Origin of the sequence: Bacillus sp. ME78 (assembly GCF_903970865.1) — a bacterium.
GTDB classification, from domain to species: domain Bacteria; phylum Bacillota; class Bacilli; order Bacillales; family Bacillaceae_G; genus Bacillus_A; species Bacillus_A cereus.
This window is the reverse complement of the sequence record NZ_CAJCKK010000012.1, coordinates 86,894-106,600: the sequence shown is the minus strand read 5'-3', so window position 1 is coordinate 106,600 and position 19,707 is coordinate 86,894. Positions and strand designations below refer to the sequence as shown.

Sequence of the window (19,707 nt, the reverse complement as noted above, 5' to 3'; positions counted from 1 at the left end):
TTCTTTTTACACTATCAATATATTATTTTTCGTTATCGTCCTCTTTTTTAGAACGTCTACCTAAGAAGAATACAAGAACTAATAATATAATTAACAGTAGTACTCCGCCGATAATGTAATATAGTGTGTAGTCTTTTTTCGCTTCTACCGCTGTATCATTTAACTTATCAGCTGTCTTTCCTTCAATTGTAAATTTCTTCGTCCATTCCCATTTTTGATTGCCATCAGTGGCTTTCACTTCTACTCGGTACGTTCCTGGATCAAATGCTTTGTTTTCCCAGCTAATAGCGTAATCAAAGTTTGAGTTTGGCGCCATTCTTAAATTTTCTTTTTTTGCTTCAAATAAAATGTCTGTACCTTTTTCTTTATATACCTTTGCATCAACACTTAAATTTTTTAACATTGCTGGCTTTACGTTTTGTAAATTTGTAGTAACAACGTTACGCCCGTTAATTTGTGTTGGCTTTACTTCGTTTAATTTCATGTCTGGTTTTACTTCAGCATCTGTTTCTTTTAAAACAACACCAATTGCGTATGCATATTTATTTTCAATCTGCACACCTTCATCTTTTTTCTTTGCATTCTCATCTTCTTTTTCTTTAAAGTATAAACCACCTAAAATAACACCATCAAACGACTCATTTGGCATTTCTAGGTTTATATCAACTGTCACTATGCTGTTAGCTGGGACTTTCGTTTCTTTTGGCATTTTAGCAATTTTAGAAAACGGATATTTCAAAGTAGAATCCGTTTTTGGTTCTACTGTACTATAATCTGTAATACCATTGCTATTCGTAATTGCTGTATTAGCAAACGATTCTACCACAACTTCTTTATTCGTATCATTTTTCATTTGGACTTGAATTGTTTGCTTTTGTCCAGGTTGCATTTTCAAATCAAAATACGTTTGATTTTTATCAATTTGATTTTCTGGTATAACTGCTGTCACAGCGAATTTCATTTCAGCTGCATATACTGAAAAAGCGTTTACCATGAAGAATGTAATTAATAGTAAGCTAGTAAATAGTTTTTTTACCATCTCTTATGTAATCCCCTTCATATCCATTTTATAGACAAGAAAGAGACAAGGTTAAAGCCATTCCCTTATCTCTTCTCATTTTCCTCTTTTATCTTAAAATTCCTCTTACTTACATAGGAGCGTCTGTTAGTTCCCAAGTTAGTGAAGTTGTGTATTGTGTTTGTTCTTTTTTCGTTTTACCTGGTACAGATAACTCTACGCTTTGTTTCGCTTCTGTTGCATCTTTACCAAACGTATTTACCCATGTACCCATACCTTGGTTTTCTTTTGCATCGATTAAATCAGATGCTGCACCACTTGGATTTAATGTGATAGATTGTTCTGCTGTTGGTGCGTCGCTACCTGCATTTGATTTCAAAGCTGAATTTTTTAATGTTAATGCCGCGCCATCCAACGCTTTATCATCTGCAGTTTTGAATTGACCATTTTGTTTTACTGTTAAATGCCATCCAGCATTTGTACCACGATTATCTGTTACTTGAACGTAGTTCGGCACGTCAATTACAGAACCGTCTACTTTTTTCTTTACTTTATCTAATTCTGCAAAGTAGATTTCGTTATTCCCTGATGCTTTTTGTGTTTTAAAGTTGAAGTTAGATACATAATCAATACTTAGTGGACCATCTGTACCTTTTTTATCTGGATCAACTGGATCTACAGTTTCATCTGGATTCTCTGGATTAACAACATCAATTTTATCTGTATTTTTCTCGAATTTAATGAATGCTTTTGAGTCTAATTTCCCGCCATCTTTCTCAGTTGCAAATGCAGACGTTCCTACTGATACTGATGATAATGTTACCGCTCCAATTAATGCTATTTTTGCTAGTTTCATAGTTTTATACCCCTTTATGATCATTTTTAAAATTCAGTCATTCTTAATTTTCAATCTTGTATAAGCTTAGTTTGGTGTATCTTCTAAAGTCCAAGTTAACTCAGCTGAATATTTCGCACCTTTTTCTTTCGCTGTCGTACCTGGTACGAATAAGCTCACACTCTTTTTACCTTGTTCTGTTCCTTTACCGAATGCAGTCGTCCAATCACCCATACCTTTATTCTTTGCGGCAGTAGTAATTTCCACCGCATCTCCACCTGGAGCTAGCGTTACTTTATTTTTAAATGTTGTAGGTGCATATTGTGCATCAGTTACAGAATTTACAGCTGGGTTACTTAAGCTTAAAGCTGCATTTGTTAACTCACTATTACCACTTTTAAATTGTGCATTTTGCTTTACTTTCAATTTCCATCCTGCATTTGTACCACGGTTATCTGTTACAGATACGAAGTTAGGTACTTCAACTGTTTTGCTCCCTTGTTTCACTTTATCCAATTTTGCAAAGTACGTTTGATCATTACCAGAGATAACTTGCTCGCCGAAGTGTAAGTTAGAAACGTAGTTAATACTTAATGGACCTTTTGTTCCTATTTCATGGTCACCAGGGTTCTCTGGTGTAACTTTTTCATTTGGATTTTCTGGATTGTTTGGATCTGTTGTGCTTGTATCTTCAATAAACGTTACATCTGTTTTTGATTTCATATTTGCTTTCTCTTCCGCAAATGCTGAAGTTCCTACTGCTGCAACTGATGTTAATGATACTGCACCGATTAATGCTAATTTTGCTAGTTTCATATGTACCTTCCCCTTTTCTCTGTTTTCATCTATTTTTTATTTTAAATACACTTGCTTTCCCCTAATTCTTTTGAATACATATAGAGATAAAACAATCGAAAACAATCCTATATATTGTTTGAAGTCCCGTGTCTGGCCTCCTGTTTTCGGTAAATATTTATCTCCATTTTTATTTTTATCAACTGTCTCTTTTTTTGTATTTATCTTTGTCGGATCAGTTGATGTATTTGGTGTATAGCTATTCGAAAATGTAATACCCGCTTTTGAATTCGTACTTGTAGCCGTTACTACATTTGCCATAAGAAACGGCACACATATAACTGTGGAAGCGATAATACCAACTATTTTTTTCATTACTCTCTCCTTTCTAAAATTTATATATTTCATATATTTTTAGAGAGGAGCATCGGTTAATGTCCATTCTAGCTGTCCAGCATATTTAGTATTTGCTTTAACATTCGGCCCTGGTTTTACTTGTAAATGAATTCCTTCGTTTTCCTTCCAATTTAGTGAAACCTCCTCATCGTTTTTAGAAATATACGAGAATACTTCTATACTAGAGGTACTTAAAGGTGTATCCTTTCCATTTCGTTTGTAAATCAATGCTCCTGTCAATATGTCATTTTGCACTGAAGTTAATGGTGTGATTTCCTTTACATATACACTCCATTTTTGCTTTTTAACACGATCATCGGTTACCTTTAAAGGATTTGAAATCCTCTTCGGTGCGTATGTCGTTGTTTTCGATGGAATTGTTAAATCTCCAAATGTAATTTCTTTTGGTACGTCTACTAACTTTAAAGTCCCATCAACGACAGTAACCGGCACTTGAATCTCCGCTTGTACACCTTGCTTCGTTTCAATTACAACCGTTACAGTATGATTCCCTATTGTTTTGGTATCTGGAATATTGATTAACTTCACTACTGATATTGGTTTATCTACATCCAAATTCGTATCTACAGATAAATCTGTCACAAATTTAGAAATATCCATTTTTGTTAAATCTGTTCCTTGCACTACTTTTTGTGGGACTGGTTTCCCAGTTGGAATACCTTTATACCTTATTTTTGCGATTCCATCTCGATTACTATCTTGTCCATTCTTATCGCCATCTAAATAATTTTTAGCTGACACCGGTATTTCAAGATAACCATCTTTGTAATATTTCATTACATTAGCACCTTTTACAGGAGAACCTGTAATTGTCATTTCATAAATTTTCCCGTTGAATTCTTCTGTTTTTAGCGCATTTACTTTCGCAACCGCAGTGACTTTATTGTTGTTTGTCCTGCTAATATCAAAGAAGCTACTTACATCATCTCCACTCTCCACATCTTGAATGGAAACATCATTCACAGTAAAATCCTTATTCACTTCACTTTCTAATACAAAAGATTTCGCATAGTGAATCTCTTTCGATTGAGCAGGCATATTTTGATATACCTTATAAGAAAGTTGACGGGAATTATCTTCCACAATATCTCCTATTACACTTGGAGCTGGAATTTCAATTTGTGCAATCGCTAATTGGTCGTATGATACATTAACACCTGAAGCATTTAATCTAACTTCTAGCGGTAATTCTGTTAAATTATCAAATGTAATTGTCATATCTGCTTCTGGAGTAGCTACTGGACCTGCTGTTCCAGAAAACTCGATTTTATTATTCCCTTTGTCTTGATACCTAATTGAACTCGTATCATACACGTATAAATTCGTTAAATGACTACCATCATTACGTAACGTTACATTTTTATAACTATTTATCCTTTTGAAATTCCACATTGCCGTTAATGGTACTTTTTTACTTGTTCCGTGTTCATAAAATTCAAAGGAAGCATTATAAGTTTGTCCTGACCTTCCGTTCCCATATAATTGTAAAAAGTTTTTTGCATCACCTTTAGTTATTGGTGTTTTAACATCTACAGATGAAGCTGTCATAGAGTGAATATTAATACGGACATCAATCCATTTCCCTTGATATTCACCAGCTTTTTTTACTAATACGTACTGTTCTCTATTTGAATTTCTAAATGTATATTGACTTTGACCAGTTCTGTCATTGCTACTACCCTTTACCTCATATGTTACTTGTGGGCTCCAAACAAATCTAAAAGCATATTTACCCGAGATAGAAGGCCCTTCACCTGTTCTATTATTTATTACCTTTACATTTGGATATTTAAGAATACTTGTAACAGGACTAGCAGCTAGTAGAGATTGGCTCTTTAATACCTTCTCAGCTTGAATAGCAGGTAATTCCTGATTATTTTCGTTTACCTTATTGCTCTCTTTTAATTCATTTTCCTTTGATACGAGTTCTTCATTAACCTTTTCTTTCGCTAAAGTCTTCGTTTCTTTTGGAACTTCAGCATTAGTAGAATTTATTTCTTGTTTTTTATTTTCTTCCGATACTTTCACTTTTTCACTTATTTCTTTTTTCATAACTTCCTCTGAAGCCTTTGGATTTTCATCAGAAATAGCTACATTTAAAGCCTCTTTTTTCTCTACAACATGTAGAGAAGGAGATTCAATTTTCTTTTCATTCCCTTCAAACTTCACTATCGGTTCAAATTTGTACTCTCCAGCTTTTTTCATTTGAATGACTACATATACGTCACCGATAAAATTACTTTGTTCATTCTTTTCAATTTTTACAATGTGATCTTCTGTTACTGAAATGTTTTGAATCGCTTTATTGTTTTCGTTCATTTTTTTTGTTTCTGCTTCATTGAACAGCTGTTCATTAGATAATTTCAGCTCGATATTAGCATCTTGTTTATTTGTATTTGTAATCTTTAATACTACATTTTCATCAACTTTTATTTCTTGTTTATCCATATGAACGATAAAACGTCCTTGCTCGTCGTTTGTAACCGCATAAACTTTCGTTGCAGAGTAATCTAGCACACCAACTTGCGTAAATAATATTCCTCCAGCGAGAAGTATACGCCCAAATTTACCTATTTGATTTTGCAATGTACTTCCCTCCCTCACTTCTTATGAACCGAATATTTCGAACATTAAATTTATTATTCAGCTAAATTTACAATCATAATGTGTATTCCTAGAAAATAAAAAGCCTGGTTGCCTTTTCGATTTTCATACATCACAACATGTGTGAAAATCCAAACTGCAACCAGACTATCATAGTAATTTTCATTACCTTAGACTCTTAGCTTTGCGACCTATCCTTTCGAACAGTGTGCCCATTTATTTTTTCTTTTTGAGACAATAAAAAATCTGGTTGCCTTTTCGATTTTCATACATCACAACATGTGTGAAAATCCAAACTGCAACCAGACTATCATAGTAATTTTCATTACCTTAGACTCTTAGCTTTGCGACCTATCCTTTCGAATAGTGTGCCCATTTATTTTTTCTTTTTGAGACAATAAAAAATCCGGTTGCCTCTTCGATTTTCATACATACAACTATGTGTGAAAATCCAAACTGCAACCAGACTATCATAGTAATTTTCATTACTTTAGACTCTTAGCTTTGCGACCTATCCTTTCGAATAGTGTGCCAAAAATAGGTATTTATTTATCGTGTTTTGAATATACCATTAAAACCCAAAAAAGAAAATAGTTTTTTTAGAAAAAAACAATTAATTTTTATAGTCTAAATTTTCCACTGGAAAATCCATAATAAAAACTTAAAAAAACATTTTGATCTTAGAAATACATCATACATTCTTTATCGATAAAATGAGATTTTTACTATCCATAAATAGCAAGATAAAATAGAAAAACATCACTTATTTGGAAGTGATGTTTTTTCTATTTAATGCAGTGGTAACATAACCTCAACCGTCGTTCCAACCCCAACTTCACTTTCAAAACTCATTTTACCGTCGTGGTCTTTAATAATTTTTTCTGTAACTACTAAACCTAGACCAGTTCCTGTTTCTTTCGTTGTATAAAAGGCTTCATTTAACTTTGGAATTTTATCTTTCGGAATGCCGCATCCCTCATCTTTCACTTGAATGATGATTCCATCTTTTACAGTAACTTTAATCGTAATTGTTCCGCCAACTGACATTGCTTCAATTGCATTTTTAATTAAATTAAAAAAGACCTGTTTTAATCGTTTTTCATCACATGAAATTGATGGTAAGTCTTTACTGTAAATACCTTGTATGTAGACTCCTTGTTTTAAAGCAGGCTTTTCCATAACTCGAATAACATAAGAGATAATTTCTTGTACGTTATGAGTTTCTGATTCTAGTGATTTAGATTTCTCAAATCCACTAAGTTCTGTAGCAATTATATGAATCCGATCTACTTCTTGTTTCATAATATCACTATAAATTTTATCCTCTGGATGCTTGTCTGCTTGTTTATTCACAAGTTTTTTTAAGTTTGCTAAAGGTCTTCTAATCTTATAACCAATAACCGTTGCCATCTTTCCAACAGCTGCTAGTTTTTCTGTCTGTTTTATTTCTTTGTCCATCATCTCAAGCGTACGAACATAAGACTGAACCCTCAAAAATATAATCCAACATATGATAGTAAATACGCTATATAATGCCATTGGGATTAAAACGAGAGAAGATTGAATAATGATTCCTGTAAGAGCATACTTTCCGACAAGTATCGCTGGAACTAACCAGAAATATCTTTTATTCACAAAGATTGGTGCAAACAAAATAAAAAATCCTTCTACTATATTTCCACCGTCAAATTCTGCATCGCTACCATAATAAATCATAATGTTATGGATAAAATCTAATACATTATAGCCAATTAGAATAATATACTTTACCGCAAAAGCATTCTTCCATTTCATAAAGTATATCCCAACGCAAAACAATACTACCATCAAAAAGTAAAGCCATAAACCTAAACCATCTTCAAACTCTCCTACACCTTCTTGCTCTCCACCGATTAACGGTACGATAAATTCATAGGCAAGATCATATACAAAAAATATAATGAAAAATAAACTTAAAAATGCTTTCAGCGCCTTTATTTCTTCGTTTTTAAATATATAGCCTTTATTCATATGGTAACTCCTAGCTTTTCTTCCACTTGGATTTCAGTATTTCTACACTTCTTTGGGAGAATGATGTCTATTCTCGTTCCAGTATCTCTTTCACTTGAAATATGCAGCTCACCAAGGTGCTCGGCGACAATTCGATTCGCTACCGTAAGTCCCAGACCAATTTTATCTTGTTTCGTTGTATAAAAGGCCTCTGTAACACGAATTAAGTTTTCTTGCTTAATACCATGACCATTATCAATCACGCTGATCATTACATACTCTTTCCCTTTATTTTCTAATCTTACATGTAATATGCCATCTTGTTCCATTGCCTCTAAAGCATTTTTTATCGTATATAAAAAGACTCCTCTTATTTTTCGTTCATCACATTCAACTTCTATTGTTTTTTCTTCCACATTCGAAATAAACTGCACGTTTAATTCATTCATTTTTTCGCGAAGACTTGTTATTACTTGTAATACAATTTTTCCTACATCATGTTTCTTATAAATAGAAGGTTTGCATGTAGCAACTTCCATTAACTCACTTATCATATTATTCATATTTTCTATTTCAAAAATCATACGTTTATAAGTAGGATCCTCTTCATGCTTCTCTCGTTGTAATTGCGTAAATCCTTTTAATGAAGCGAGTGGATTTTTAATTTCATGTCCAACCGTCGCTGCCATTTTTCCGATTACTGCTAATTTCTGTGATTCACTAGCAATCGCTATACTTTCCTTTACAGCTGAAAGATATTGTAAAAATCGGTTTAAAATGATATATGCAGCTATTAACATAAGTGTACACATAATAAGGAACATAAATGCTTTTACTTCCTCTAATACAAATAAATAAATTAAATATTTTCCTACAATAGAGGAAAGTAAAAACACATAGAATTTTTTATTTAAAAATATGGGTACAAAGAAAATGAGAATAATTTCTATTATATTTGTCGCATCAAACGCCGCCTTATTATAAAAAATATATGAAAATATATTAGCGATTTCTATCCCTATGTATGCAAATATCCATGCATATTTAACAAGTTTTGCCTTCTCTTTTTTCATTAAATATATATTCACGCACAGTATTGCTACTCCGCAAATAACTTGCCATACTATTTTGTATCCCTTATCCATTATTGATTTATCGTCTAATACGATTGCATAGAAAATTTGATATACAATAACAATGACATATAACACCCATAAAAGGATTTTTGCATTCTTTTCTTCTTCTTTATATGATAGAAAACTTTCTTTCACTTCAACACCCCTTCAAAATAATATCTCGAAGAATACCATTTATTATAATAAATGATTTTCATAGACAAACAAAGATAAATCGAACATTTGAGGAAAATCATCCCAACGACGCAACATCTTCATGCTATATACAAGCATAAAAAACATAAACAATAATACGTATATTATGGGAGGTGTTTTTTATGGACGGCAAAAAAAATAAAAAGACAGAACAACTCCAATCTTTCACGCGTGAAAATGAAGGAAAGGAGATGACAACAAATACAGGTGTTAAAATTTCAAATGATGAAAACTCTTTAACTGCCAGTGATCGTGGCCCTACCCTTCTAGAAGATTTCCTTATGCGAGAAAAACTTTCTCACTTTGACCGTGAACGAATTCCAGAACGAGTCGTTCACGCACGAGGATACGGAGCACATGGCATTTTTGAGTTATATGAATCTTTAGAAGAGCTAACAATGGCCCACTTTCTACAAGACCCTTCAAAAAAAACACCGCTTTTTATTCGTTTCTCTGAAGTAGCTGGATCAAAAGGAGCAAATGAAACGAATCGAGATGTAAGAGGATTCGCCGTTAAATTTTATACAGAAGAAGGAAATTTTGATTTAGTAGGAAATAATATTCCCATTTTCTTTATTCAAGATGGCATTAAATTTCCTGATCTTATTCACGCCCTTAAACCAGAGCCACATAATGAAATTCCACAGGGTCAAACAGCACATGATACTTTTTGGGACTTCATCGCCAACAATCAAGAATCAGCTGCAATGATGATGTGGATTATGTCCGATCGTGCAATTCCAAGAAGCTTTCGAATGATGCAAGGATTTGGCGTTCATACATTTCGTCTAGTTAATAAAAATGGAAAGTCACGATTCGTGAAATTCCACTGGAAGCCAAAGCTTGGCGTTCATTCGTTAATTTGGGATGAAGCACAAAAACTAGGTGGTGCTGACCCAGATTACCATCGCCGTGATTTGTGGGAAAATATTAATGCTGGAAACTATCCTGAGTACGAACTTGGCATTCAAATTTTAAAAGAAGAGGACGAATTTAAATACGACTTCGATATATTAGATGCAACGAAAATTTGGCCTGAAGAAGATTTTCCCGTTAAAATCATTGGGAAAATGACCTTAAATCGCAATGTAGATAATGTATTTGCTGAAACTGAACAAGTGGCACTACACCCTGGAAGTATCGTCCGTGGTATTGACTTTACCAATGACCCTCTCTTACAAGGTAGACTCTTTTCTTATACAGACACACAATTAGCACGCGTTGGTACAAATTATCAAGAACTACCGATTAACCGTCCAATATGCCCATTTCATAACAACCAAAGAGATGGTGCGTCTAAATATATAATCGACAAAGGAAAAGTTGCCTACCATAACAATTCCTTAGCAAATAATTCTCCTTATACTGTACCTGGAACAAAGGGGGGATTCGTTACATATCCTTCTACTGTATCTGGTCATAAAACAAGGGAAACTGCTGCTAGCTTCAAAGACCACTTCTCTCAAGCTCGTTTATTTTGGAATAGTATGAGTCACTTCGAAAAAATCCATATTATGCAGGCTTTCTCCTTTGAATTAGGAAAAGTCAAAAGTAAATCTGTCCGCCAACAAGTCGTGGATATGATTGGACATATTAGTACAGAATTGGCTACTTTAGTTGCAGAAGCTCTCGGAGCAAAAGTCCCAAATGTGCAAGAATCCAACGTTACAAAATCATCTCCAGCACTAAGTATGGCAAATACAACCTTTAGTCCTAATACATTACGAGTAGGTGTCATTGTTGCAAATGGATATGATGGACCAAGCGCACAATATATAATAAATCAGTTCAAACAAGTAGGTCTTCAACCAGTGATCGTTTCCGAACGATTAGGCATAGTGCAGGGAACGCCAAATGGACAGTGGGAAGTAAATGATACTTTCTTAACAGGCTCACCACTCCTTTATGATGGATTACTTCTTATTGGCGGAAAGATGGATGATCATTTTCTTAACAAAGCAAGTTCATTTGTCGTAGAATCATATAATCACTTTAAGCCGATTGGCTCCTTCCAAAACGGCTCTTCTATTATTCAATCTTTAAATATCGAAGGAAAGCCTGGTGTTTTAATAGAACAAGACCCTACGCGGCTAGCAAATGAATTTATTAAAGCTATGACAAAACAACGCTTTTGGGATAGAGCATATTCATAAAATAGGGGGACACTTATGTTTGTTACTGTCGAGAAAGATGTGCATATTTTTGTGCAAGACGTTAATCCTGGTCCAGGTAGTAAGACTGTTTTCTTCGTTCATGGATGGCCTTTAAATCATCAAATGTATCAATATCAACTCAATGTTTTACCAGAGCATGGCTTTCGCTGTATCGCCATGGATATACGAGGGAATGGACAATCTGATAAGCCATGGACTGGTTACACGTATGATCGATTAGCCGATGATATCGCAATTGTTCTGGAAGCACTTCAAGTAGAGAACGCTACGTTAGTCGGTTTCTCAGTTGGTGGTGCTCTTTCTATTCGCTATATGTCTCGCTATAATGGGCGCCGCATTTCTAAGCTCGCATTAATTGACGCTGTCTCCCCCTCTTTCGTTAAAAATCAAGAGTCCCCTTACGGTGTACCGAAAGAACAAGCAGATGCTCTCATTAATCAAATGTATGCTAATTTACCAAAATTTTTAAATGATGTATCTTTATCCTTTTTCAATAGAAACTTAGGAGCTGCAACCCTTGAATGGTTTTCTTATCTCGGTATGCAGTCCGCTTCTTATGCCCTTATCAAAATTTTACAAGCAGCTGCAAATGAAGATGTAACGAAAGATTTAAATAAAATTAACGTCCCAACAAAAATCTTCCACGGCGTTCACGATCAACTAATTCCTTACAAAAGTGCTGAGCTTACGCAACAACGAATTAAAAATTCTCAGTTACATGCTCTTACAAATAGTGGTCATGGTTCACCAATCGATCAAGCGGATGAATTAAATAAAGAACTGATAAAATTTTTACAGACATAACAACTGCAATATAAGAATGAACGTTAACATAATCGTTTTTTATAAAACATAAAATTCACACATTTCTCACAAATACACAAATAAAACGATTATATTTTCATATATACTAAATGTACAAGTAATACTCCCTAAACCCAGCTTGTCTGGTTACCCCGTTAAATACTATGAAAAAAGAACTTGTATCGTTATACAAGTTCTTTTTGTTTCTTTTATTTAAAGAGGATATCTTTACTATATTGATTTCCAACGAGTAAATCATATTGAAGCATTTTATATTGCTCTAACATTTCTTTTTGTTTCTTTGTTAAATCATTGATTACTTCTCCATTTTTATCAACTTTTAATTCATCTCTAAGCACTGGTATTTCCTTGTAAAGTTCCGACAAAAATTGATAAAATAAGGATTTATTTAATCCTGCATAATCAAAAATAAGATTAGAAAAATGAATTGGGCTTACTAAACCTAAATTATCATTTGGCATATCAAAGTTTGCATACATTAATAACGGAGTTTGCGCCATCGCTAAACGTTCGCTCGGTGTTTTTTCATTCGTTATATACCCATTTTCTTTATAAAAAGATTTATTTGTTCCTAATGATGGAAGATGATCTCCAAAGAATACTAATAATGTAGGTCTATCTAAATTATCTAGTTGCTCTATTAAATATTGAAGGGCCTCATCTGAACGTCTTAAGCCTTCTGTATACGTCTCTAATTCTCCCTTTGATTCTTCATTTTCTAGACCGCTAATTTCTATTAGGTTTTCACCAAATCGGCCTTCTGTAAATGGAAAATGATTTTGCATCGTAACTGCATGAATAAATGTTGGCTGTTTTTGCTCCTCTAACTCAGCAATTATCTCTTTACTCATCGCTAAATCACTAATATAATCTCCATCAATATCCACATTTCCCATCGTGTCCTCTGCATTAAACTTATCAAATCCTAACACCTTATATACATCGTCACGTTTAAAGAATGTGCGACCAAATGAATGAATTGCACTTGTATAATAACCTTCTTTTTTCAACGCCGTAGGGATTGATGGAATTTCTTTCTTATTTGTAATGACCTGCTGATATGGTATAGAACCTGGCTTTAACAAACTCATCGAATAACTCGTTAATGCCTCAAATTCAACGTTCGCCGTATTTCCCCCAAATGTAGGAGAAATAGTTTGTCCACCAGGAAAGTTTTCTATATAATGATGTAAATTTGGTACAGGATCTTCACTAAAAGAAAGGTTAGTTACTTTCGTCGGATCCCAAAACGATTCACTCATTACAAAAATAATATTCGGTTTCTCTTTTTTCTTTTCATTCCCTATATTTCCACTATATTGTTTTTTTATATCGTTTGCTATTTGAAGCATATTTTCTTTAGAATAATTTTTTGGTTTTTCCATAACTGTTGTATCTAAATTGCTAATAAACCCTAGTACAAAACCATTTGAAGCATAGTTCTCATTTTGATTCCACAAAACAAAATCTACACCTGATTTTTGAAATACTTTATTCATAAATGTATTCGCAAAATTACCGTACGCATATAGAACAAAAATAGATCCTACTACTAATAAGGCTCTTATTCCTAGATGAATCTTTACATTTTGAATATTGCTTCTCATATATATCCCTGCAACAATACAAGCTACGATACTTAAGATAATGACAAAAATATAGCTCCAGCTAAAATAGTCCATCACCATCGGTATAACAGATTGCATATGCGTAATTTGTGTGAAATCAGAAGGATATAACGGATCGCCTCTGAAAATAAGCTTTAAATAATTCACAATACCTAAAATGACTAACGTACAGCTCGTTAAAACCATACTTAGAAAAACCTTACCTATTAAATTATATACAAGAATATATATTGCATAAATTACTACAAAACTTAATATAAACTGCATATTATAAAAGTAAATCCAATTCATTGCCTCTATGAAACTCATATTAACTTGCATGACAATATAAAATAACGCTACTGTATGAGCTAGTAAAAGTAATATAAAATGCACTCGCAGGGATGCTCTAAGTATAGACATCTCTTTTTTATTGAAATGCGTAATATAAAACGTTATGCCCCATATGAAAATCATCATAACACTTAAAACAAGCTTTTGATTTAAATGATCTTTCATCATGTCTAAATTAAAAACCTTTAAAATCATAAACAGCATAGTTATTACTAATAAAGTCACCATACTACTTATAATGCTAGAAATTAATATATTTCTTTTTGGAAGATGAAAAAGTGTAGAACCATACTTCAATTCATTCCCTCGTTTCTATGTCTTAATTTCCCCCGCATCGAAAGAACTATTTCTATTAAAATAACATATATTACATATTTCGTCTGCATACTTGTTTCTATCATAAATGTATTGTCTTAATATTCCCTTAATCAACAGTTAAATTGTGGCATACAAATTACTCATTCTTGAAAAACTTAATTTCAGCATTCCACTTTATGATATAATAACTATGTTTTGGAAATCCTTAATACTATTAAAGATTTCCAATAAAAATACGAAAGAATTAATAAAAAAGGAGTTGCTCATTTTTGCTTACTAAGTTTAAGAGTTTGCCTAAAGCGGTATATGTAATTTTGGCGCTTTCTTTCCTGTTGCACGTTTTTTGTTTAGTAAAACAGCCAGGATTAGATGGAGAGTTAGTCAAAGTAACATATGGTGCAAATGATGCCTTTAACTATTCGTTAACAGCTGAACAACTATTAAAACATGGTGTATTTGGTTATGTGTATTTAGAACCTAGTGAAGTTCCAGGAAAAAATGCATATATTACACCAGGTCAGCCATTACTATTAGCTGGCGCTATGATTATTTCTGATATTACATCAATTCCTTACTATTACGTAGCAACTGTTATTAACATGATCATGAATCTTTGTACAGTGCTATTAGTATTCTTAATAGGAAAAGAATTGTTCGAAAAAAACATTTATGGAATTGTTGCAAGTATTTTATATGCTATTTATCCAAGTAACTATACATACTTCCGTACATTGCTAACAGAAGTTCCATCCATATTCTTATTGGCGTTATGTGTATATGTATTTGTTCTCGCATGGAAATACAATAAAGTGAAATTCCATATATGGTTTGGAATTGTCGTTTCAATTTTACTTATGTTCCGTCCAAATCCAGCTCCAATGATGCTCATTCCTGTTCTTGTTGTGTTATTTACATATGGATTTAAAGACTCCATTCGAATCGGATTGTTATGGTTTATCGGACCTTTCTTTATTATTGGCGCATGGGTTGTTCGTAACTACTTAGCACTCAACCAATTTATTTTATTCTCAACCCAAGGTGCAGATCCACTAATTGCCGGTGCAGATCCATTTAATAAAATTGGATATGAAAATATAGTAAATGAAATGAGAGCTAAAGGCTTAGATGACAAAGGTGCATACGCAAAAGAATTAATCAAGAACGGATTTAAGACGGACTTCACTTATTGGTTCTCTTGGTTCACTGTCGGTAAAACAATTGAATTATTCAAAACAGCTCCTGCTGTAGACCAATACCGTATTCACAACTTTATGCAACTATGTCATAGAGTGTTTATCACCGGTACATTCTTGAGCAGCTTCTGCTTCATGCTAAATTCATTTAAACATAAACGCGTTATGATGCTAGTAGCAAGTTCTATTATTTACATTATCTTCTCAAACTTATTCTTAGCAATTAATCGCTATGGATTTTTCATTAATCCTCTTATGTGCTTAATTCTTGCATACGGATTAATTCACATTGTGCAGAAACTTCCATTCTTCCGCACTAACCAAGCATAATAAGAAAGAGGTCGTCCACCGTTGGACGACCTCTTTCTTATTCCCCACACTTTAATTCTGTATGTATGTGTTTCTGTATTTGTCAAAATATCTTTCACAACACCACTCACTGTTTTATGTATAAATGCAAGTTTTTTACAACTATTACTATAACGAAAAGAACCCGCCACAAGACAGGTTCTTTTCGTTATTTTATGATAAAAGAGAAAATGATTAGCATGTGTATTATATAAAAGGAAGCAGCCATATTTTCCATACGATACATACGAGTACTATAATTACAAAATCAAAAAAATCTAATCTCGGACCTTTTTTCATATTCATATGTAGCCACATATGAAACCATTTTATTTTTGTATATTTATGGATGTTTTTCTTTGCAAATCGGTAAATAAGCATTTGCATGATAAAAAATCCGGCCACAAAAATAAATAATAAGATGAGAAATCCAATCACAAAATTCCTCCTATTTTTGTAGCGTTTTTTCTACTATCCGATTTTTCAAAACCCACTCTTCAAACTGGGCACTTCCAAATTCCCAGCTAAGATCGCGAGCATGTACAGAAAAAACGTAATGACCAGCATATTCGTCCATAAATCTCCCTAACTCTACATCGTCTTTCTGAATACCGTATACTCCAAAATTAAAATACACATCCCATACGTCTTCATTCTTTCTCTTATAAGCAATCGATTCCATATCACATTCTGTCCCGAAATAATCAAGATGTAAATGTACGCTATCATCGTATTCGTACTCCATTTTATCACCCCTTATATTTGTACTTCTTTACCACCAAAAAAATTCCTGCTATCTACACTCACATATGGGCGATTACCTACATATCATGCTTGTAGAGTGACTTCTAGGAGGTGTTATATAGTGAAAAAATTAATCGTGATTTTTTGCATCATGTTACTAGCTGTTTTTACTTTTGCTGCTTGTAGTAGTAAAAAAGAAGGTACGAAAGAACAAACTCAAAACATTCGCGTCGGCGAAGTTACCCATTCTCTCTTCTATGCCCCATTATATGTTGGGATTGAAAAAGGATTTTTTAAAGATGAAGGACTAAATATTGACCTACAAACAACAGCTGGTGGCGATAAAACGATGACCGCCCTATTATCTGGCGGAATTGATATCGCTCTCGTCGGTTCTGAAACGTCTATTTACGTTCATCAACAAGGAGCGAAAAACCCTGTCATTAACTTTGCACAGCTTACACAAACAGATGGGACATTTTTAGTTTCACGTAAAAAACTAGACTCTTTTAATTGGAATGACGTAAAAGGTGTTACATTTTTAGGACAGCGTAAAGGCGGCATGCCGCAAATGGTTGGAGAATACGTTTTAAAGAAAAATGGCATTGATCCTCATAAAGATACAAACTTAATTCAAAATATCGAGTTTGCTAATATTGCAAATGCCTTCGCATCTGGTACTGGAGAGTTTGTACAGCTCTTTGAACCGACTGCAAGTATACTTGAGAAAGAAGGTAAAGGTTATATCGTCGCTTCATTCGGAAATGAATCTGGTACTGTTCCTTATACAACGTTCATGGCAAAAGAAAGTTTCTTAAAGAAAGATAAAGCTGCTGCTGAAAAGTTCACACGTGCTCTCTATAAAGCACAGCAATGGGTTGATACACATAGTCCAGAAGAGATTGCTGATACTGTTTCCCCGCTATTTAAAGACACTTCAAAAGACATTACAGTAAAAGTAATTGAACGGTATAAAAAGCAACATTCTTATGCGACAAATCCACTATTAGATGCAGAAGAATGGAAACAGCTCCAAACTATTATGAAAGACGCTGGTGAATTACAAAAAGAAGTCCCACATGAAGCGCTCGTCAATACAAAAATTGCCGAAAGCGTTATTAAGAAATAGAGGCGAAGTGTATGAGTTTTTTGCAAATACGTAACGTTTCTCACTGTTTTTTTGCAAAAGAGAATGCCAAACTTATTCTCGAAGATATGAGCTTACAAGTGGAAGAAGGCGAATTTATTTCTATACTCGGTCCAAGTGGTTGCGGTAAAACAACGCTCCTCTCAATCATTGCTGGACTACTTGATCCAATTGACGGTATCGTCTTTTTAGATGGTGAACCGATTACAACGAAAACATCATCTATGGGATATATGTTGCAACAAGATTACTTATTCCCTTGGAAAACGATTGAAGAAAATATTATGCTTGGACTTCATATTCGAAAGATTTATGATGAGCAGATGAAAGAACATACTTTAAATCTTTTAAAACAAGTCGGTCTTCATGGTGTAGAAGAACAATATCCTCGTGAACTATCCGGCGGTATGCGTCAACGTGCCGCTCTCGTTCGAACATTAGCGACTGATCCGAAAATTTTATTACTAGATGAACCATTCTCCGCACTCGATTATCAAACGAAATTAAAACTAGAAGAACTCGTTTTCAACTTACTAAATAAATATAAGAAAACATCACTACTTGTTACTCATGATATTGAAGAAGCGATCGCGATGAGTGATCGTATTTATTTACTGCAAGCGAATCCCGGAAAAATCGCAAAAACCTTTATCGTCCCGGAAAGTATCCGTTCTTTATCACCGTTAGAAGCACGCCATCACTACGATTTCCCAGCCCTCTTTCAAGATATATGGAAGGAGCTGGAACGACTTGGATAATATAAAACAACTACATGAACAATTTCGAAAGAACGAACGCAGACGCGCTTGGATTGCTCGCTCGCTACAACTTTTACTACTTATTCTTTTCTTTGCACTATGGGAAATAGCTAGTAAAAAAGAATGGATTGATCCTTTACTCTTTAGCTCTCCTTCGAGTATTTGGGATCTCTTCTTAACGAAATGGATCGACGGTTCACTTTGGGTCCACATATGGACGACATTACTGGAAACAGGAGTAGGCTTTATTCTCGGAACAGTACTTGGTGCTATTATTGCCACGTTCCTTTGGTGGATGCCACTTCTAGCCCGCGTACTTGATCCTTATCTCGTCGTCCTAAATGCAATGCCAAAAGTTGCACTCGGTCCAATCATCATCGTTATTTTCGGTCCAAACATTTCATCTTCTATCGCAATGGGAGTAATCATTTCCATCATCATTACCATTCTCGTTATTTACAGTGCATTTCAAGAAGTCGATTCTAACTATATAAAAGTGATGGACACATTTGGTGCAAATAAATGGCAATGTTATAAGCAAGTCGTTCTCCCTGCATCGTTTCCAGCAATTATCTCAACGTTAAAAGTAAACGTTGGTTTATCCTGGGTCGGTGTTATTTTCGGAGAACTTCTCGTTTCCAAACAAGGACTTGGCTACTTAATTAGCTACGGATTCCAAGTCTTTAACTTCACACTCGTCTTACTTAGCGTACTACTCACATGTGTTCTTGCAACTCTTATGTATGTATTTGTTGAGGCATTTGAAAAAATTCTAATTGGAAAAAGAAAAAGAAGCTGACTCAAAACAGTACGCTATAGTCAGCTTCTTTCTTTTACCTTTTATCACACATTTTCGTTTCATTTGTAATGTTTCCATCCGCAACCGTAACTGTATGGAAACAGTCTTTCACACGTACTGTAACGACATTATCTTTTCGATCTATCACATGATAATCATTAAACTTTTCATTCAAAGCACTACGAATTTGCTCCCCTTCAAAAATCGGAAAACCGTGAGACATTACCCAAATGAGACCAGCAACAGCAAGAATCGTTTTCATACGTTTCATTACCTCCTCGAGAGTAAACTTATAGTCCCTACAACACGCGCATTATAATTGTGTCTAAATTGTGACGTTTTTATACTAATTCTATTTTATACCTCCAGTTCCTTCTTCTTTTAAAGAAAAATACAGAATTTTCAATTTTATCAACATGAAAAAACGCAAAGAATTAAAAATTCTTCACGC

The 19,707-nt window shown here is 33.9% G+C and carries 17 protein-coding genes and 3 riboswitches; of the genes, 6 read left to right on the top strand and 11 right to left on the bottom strand.

Translation table 11 applies throughout. The annotated features are described in order from the left end of the window. Positions 1 to 22 precede the first annotated feature (22 nt). The 7 genes from H6481_RS15435 to H6481_RS15405 form a co-directional block, all read right to left on the bottom strand. Complete coding sequence (locus H6481_RS15435) at positions 23 to 1,039, bottom strand: DUF916 and DUF3324 domain-containing protein (RefSeq protein ID WP_023523218.1); 1,017 nt, start codon at positions 1,037 to 1,039, stop codon at positions 23 to 25. Between the two features lie 109 nt (positions 1,040 to 1,148). Beyond that, positions 1,149 to 1,874: a WxL domain-containing protein gene (locus tag H6481_RS15430; protein WP_097961160.1), complete on the bottom strand. Its 726-nt coding sequence runs from the start codon at positions 1,872 to 1,874 to the stop codon at positions 1,149 to 1,151. 66 nt (positions 1,875 to 1,940) lie between these two features. Next, entirely contained in the window at positions 1,941 to 2,669 is a 729-nt protein-coding gene (locus tag H6481_RS15425) for a WxL domain-containing protein (RefSeq protein WP_000761531.1), read from the bottom strand. A gap of 36 nt (positions 2,670 to 2,705) precedes the next feature. Beyond that, the gene (locus H6481_RS15420; protein ID WP_097961161.1) at positions 2,706 to 3,023 is read right to left on the bottom strand and encodes a cell wall anchor protein; all 318 of its coding nucleotides are present in this window, start codon (positions 3,021 to 3,023) and stop codon (positions 2,706 to 2,708) included. Between the two features lie 39 nt (positions 3,024 to 3,062). Continuing rightward, positions 3,063 to 5,651 carry a WxL domain-containing protein gene (locus H6481_RS15415; protein ID WP_182812220.1) on the bottom strand — a complete coding sequence of 863 codons (2,589 nt, stop codon included), beginning with the start codon at positions 5,649 to 5,651 and terminating at the stop codon, positions 3,063 to 3,065. Positions 5,652 to 5,803: 152 nt separating this feature from the next. Then, positions 5,804 to 5,892: riboswitch (cyclic di-GMP riboswitch) on the bottom strand. Positions 5,893 to 5,963: 71 nt separating this feature from the next. Next, positions 5,964 to 6,052: riboswitch (cyclic di-GMP riboswitch) on the bottom strand. Between the two features lie 71 nt (positions 6,053 to 6,123). Continuing rightward, positions 6,124 to 6,212: riboswitch (cyclic di-GMP riboswitch) on the bottom strand. Positions 6,213 to 6,458: 246 nt separating this feature from the next. Next, positions 6,459 to 7,679, bottom strand: a complete 1,221-nt coding sequence (locus H6481_RS15410) for an ATP-binding protein (protein WP_182812217.1) — start codon at positions 7,677 to 7,679, stop codon at positions 6,459 to 6,461. Continuing rightward, positions 7,676 to 8,929 (bottom strand): ATP-binding protein, encoded by a 1,254-nt coding sequence (locus H6481_RS15405; protein ID WP_000664860.1) that lies wholly within the window; start codon positions 8,927 to 8,929, stop codon positions 7,676 to 7,678. Before H6481_RS15405 ends, H6481_RS15410 begins: the two co-directional genes overlap by 4 nt. 182 nt (positions 8,930 to 9,111) lie before the next feature. Here H6481_RS15405 and H6481_RS15400 point away from each other — a divergent pair, with 182 nt between their 5' ends. After that, the gene (locus tag H6481_RS15400) at positions 9,112 to 11,142 is read left to right on the top strand and encodes a catalase (protein ID WP_182812214.1); all 2,031 of its coding nucleotides are present in this window, start codon (positions 9,112 to 9,114) and stop codon (positions 11,140 to 11,142) included. A gap of 15 nt (positions 11,143 to 11,157) precedes the next feature. Further along, positions 11,158 to 11,967 (top strand): alpha/beta hydrolase, encoded by an 810-nt coding sequence (locus H6481_RS15395; protein ID WP_000498279.1) that lies wholly within the window; start codon positions 11,158 to 11,160, stop codon positions 11,965 to 11,967. A 209-nt stretch (positions 11,968 to 12,176) separates the two neighbouring features. On the opposite strand, the gene H6481_RS15390 is transcribed toward H6481_RS15395, so the two are convergent. Continuing rightward, on the bottom strand, positions 12,177 to 14,246 hold the full coding sequence (locus tag H6481_RS15390; RefSeq protein ID WP_182812211.1) for an LTA synthase family protein: 2,070 nt from the start codon (positions 14,244 to 14,246) through the stop codon (positions 12,177 to 12,179). Between the two features lie 290 nt (positions 14,247 to 14,536). On the opposite strand from H6481_RS15390, the gene H6481_RS15385 reads away from it, so the two are divergent. Continuing rightward, positions 14,537 to 15,790 (top strand): glycosyltransferase family 39 protein, encoded by a 1,254-nt coding sequence (locus H6481_RS15385; RefSeq protein WP_023523225.1) that lies wholly within the window; start codon positions 14,537 to 14,539, stop codon positions 15,788 to 15,790. A 225-nt stretch (positions 15,791 to 16,015) separates the two neighbouring features. On the opposite strand, the gene H6481_RS15380 is transcribed toward H6481_RS15385, so the two are convergent. Continuing rightward, on the bottom strand, positions 16,016 to 16,246 hold the full coding sequence (locus H6481_RS15380; RefSeq protein WP_000578980.1) for a hypothetical protein: 231 nt from the start codon (positions 16,244 to 16,246) through the stop codon (positions 16,016 to 16,018). A gap of 10 nt (positions 16,247 to 16,256) precedes the next feature. Then, positions 16,257 to 16,553, bottom strand: coding sequence for a DUF3986 family protein (locus H6481_RS15375; RefSeq protein WP_000455579.1), 297 nt, complete (start codon positions 16,551 to 16,553; stop codon positions 16,257 to 16,259). A 120-nt stretch (positions 16,554 to 16,673) separates the two neighbouring features. Between H6481_RS15375 and H6481_RS15370 the strand changes: the two genes are divergently transcribed. Genes H6481_RS15370 through H6481_RS15360 form a run of 3 tightly spaced genes read left to right on the top strand, consistent with a single transcriptional unit; the run spans position 16,674 to position 19,256 of the window. Continuing rightward, a complete protein-coding gene (locus H6481_RS15370; RefSeq protein WP_182812208.1) occupies positions 16,674 to 17,681 on the top strand; it encodes an ABC transporter substrate-binding protein in 1,008 nt (335 codons plus the stop codon). 11 nt (positions 17,682 to 17,692) lie between these two features. After that, complete coding sequence (locus tag H6481_RS15365) at positions 17,693 to 18,457, top strand: ABC transporter ATP-binding protein (protein ID WP_000009022.1); 765 nt, start codon at positions 17,693 to 17,695, stop codon at positions 18,455 to 18,457. Then, positions 18,450 to 19,256 (top strand): ABC transporter permease, encoded by an 807-nt coding sequence (locus H6481_RS15360; RefSeq protein WP_000368798.1) that lies wholly within the window; start codon positions 18,450 to 18,452, stop codon positions 19,254 to 19,256. Before H6481_RS15365 ends, H6481_RS15360 begins: the two co-directional genes overlap by 8 nt. 34 nt (positions 19,257 to 19,290) lie before the next feature. Here H6481_RS15360 and H6481_RS15355 read toward each other — a convergent pair whose 3' ends face one another. Then, the gene (locus H6481_RS15355) at positions 19,291 to 19,518 is read right to left on the bottom strand and encodes a hypothetical protein (RefSeq protein WP_000849112.1); all 228 of its coding nucleotides are present in this window, start codon (positions 19,516 to 19,518) and stop codon (positions 19,291 to 19,293) included. Positions 19,519 to 19,707 lie beyond the last annotated feature (189 nt).

Bases quoted from the DNA above. Each gene is read 5' to 3' on its own strand.
- H6481_RS15435 (WP_023523218.1), bottom strand. From the start codon at position 1,039: ATGGTAAAAAAACTATTTACTAGCTTACTATTAATTACATTCTTCATG.
- H6481_RS15430 (WP_097961160.1), bottom strand. From the start codon at position 1,874: ATGAAACTAGCAAAAATAGCATTAATTGGAGCGGTAACATTATCATCA.
- H6481_RS15425 (WP_000761531.1), bottom strand. From the start codon at position 2,669: ATGAAACTAGCAAAATTAGCATTAATCGGTGCAGTATCATTAACATCA.
- H6481_RS15420 (WP_097961161.1), bottom strand. From the start codon at position 3,023: ATGAAAAAAATAGTTGGTATTATCGCTTCCACAGTTATATGTGTGCCG.
- H6481_RS15410 (WP_182812217.1), bottom strand. From the start codon at position 7,679: ATGAATAAAGGCTATATATTTAAAAACGAAGAAATAAAGGCGCTGAAA.
- H6481_RS15400 (WP_182812214.1), top strand. From the start codon at position 9,112: ATGGACGGCAAAAAAAATAAAAAGACAGAACAACTCCAATCTTTCACG.
- H6481_RS15395 (WP_000498279.1), top strand. From the start codon at position 11,158: ATGTTTGTTACTGTCGAGAAAGATGTGCATATTTTTGTGCAAGACGTT.
- H6481_RS15375 (WP_000455579.1), bottom strand. From the start codon at position 16,553: ATGGAGTACGAATACGATGATAGCGTACATTTACATCTTGATTATTTC.
- H6481_RS15365 (WP_000009022.1), top strand. From the start codon at position 17,693: ATGAGTTTTTTGCAAATACGTAACGTTTCTCACTGTTTTTTTGCAAAA.
- H6481_RS15355 (WP_000849112.1), bottom strand. From the start codon at position 19,518: ATGAAAACGATTCTTGCTGTTGCTGGTCTCATTTGGGTAATGTCTCAC.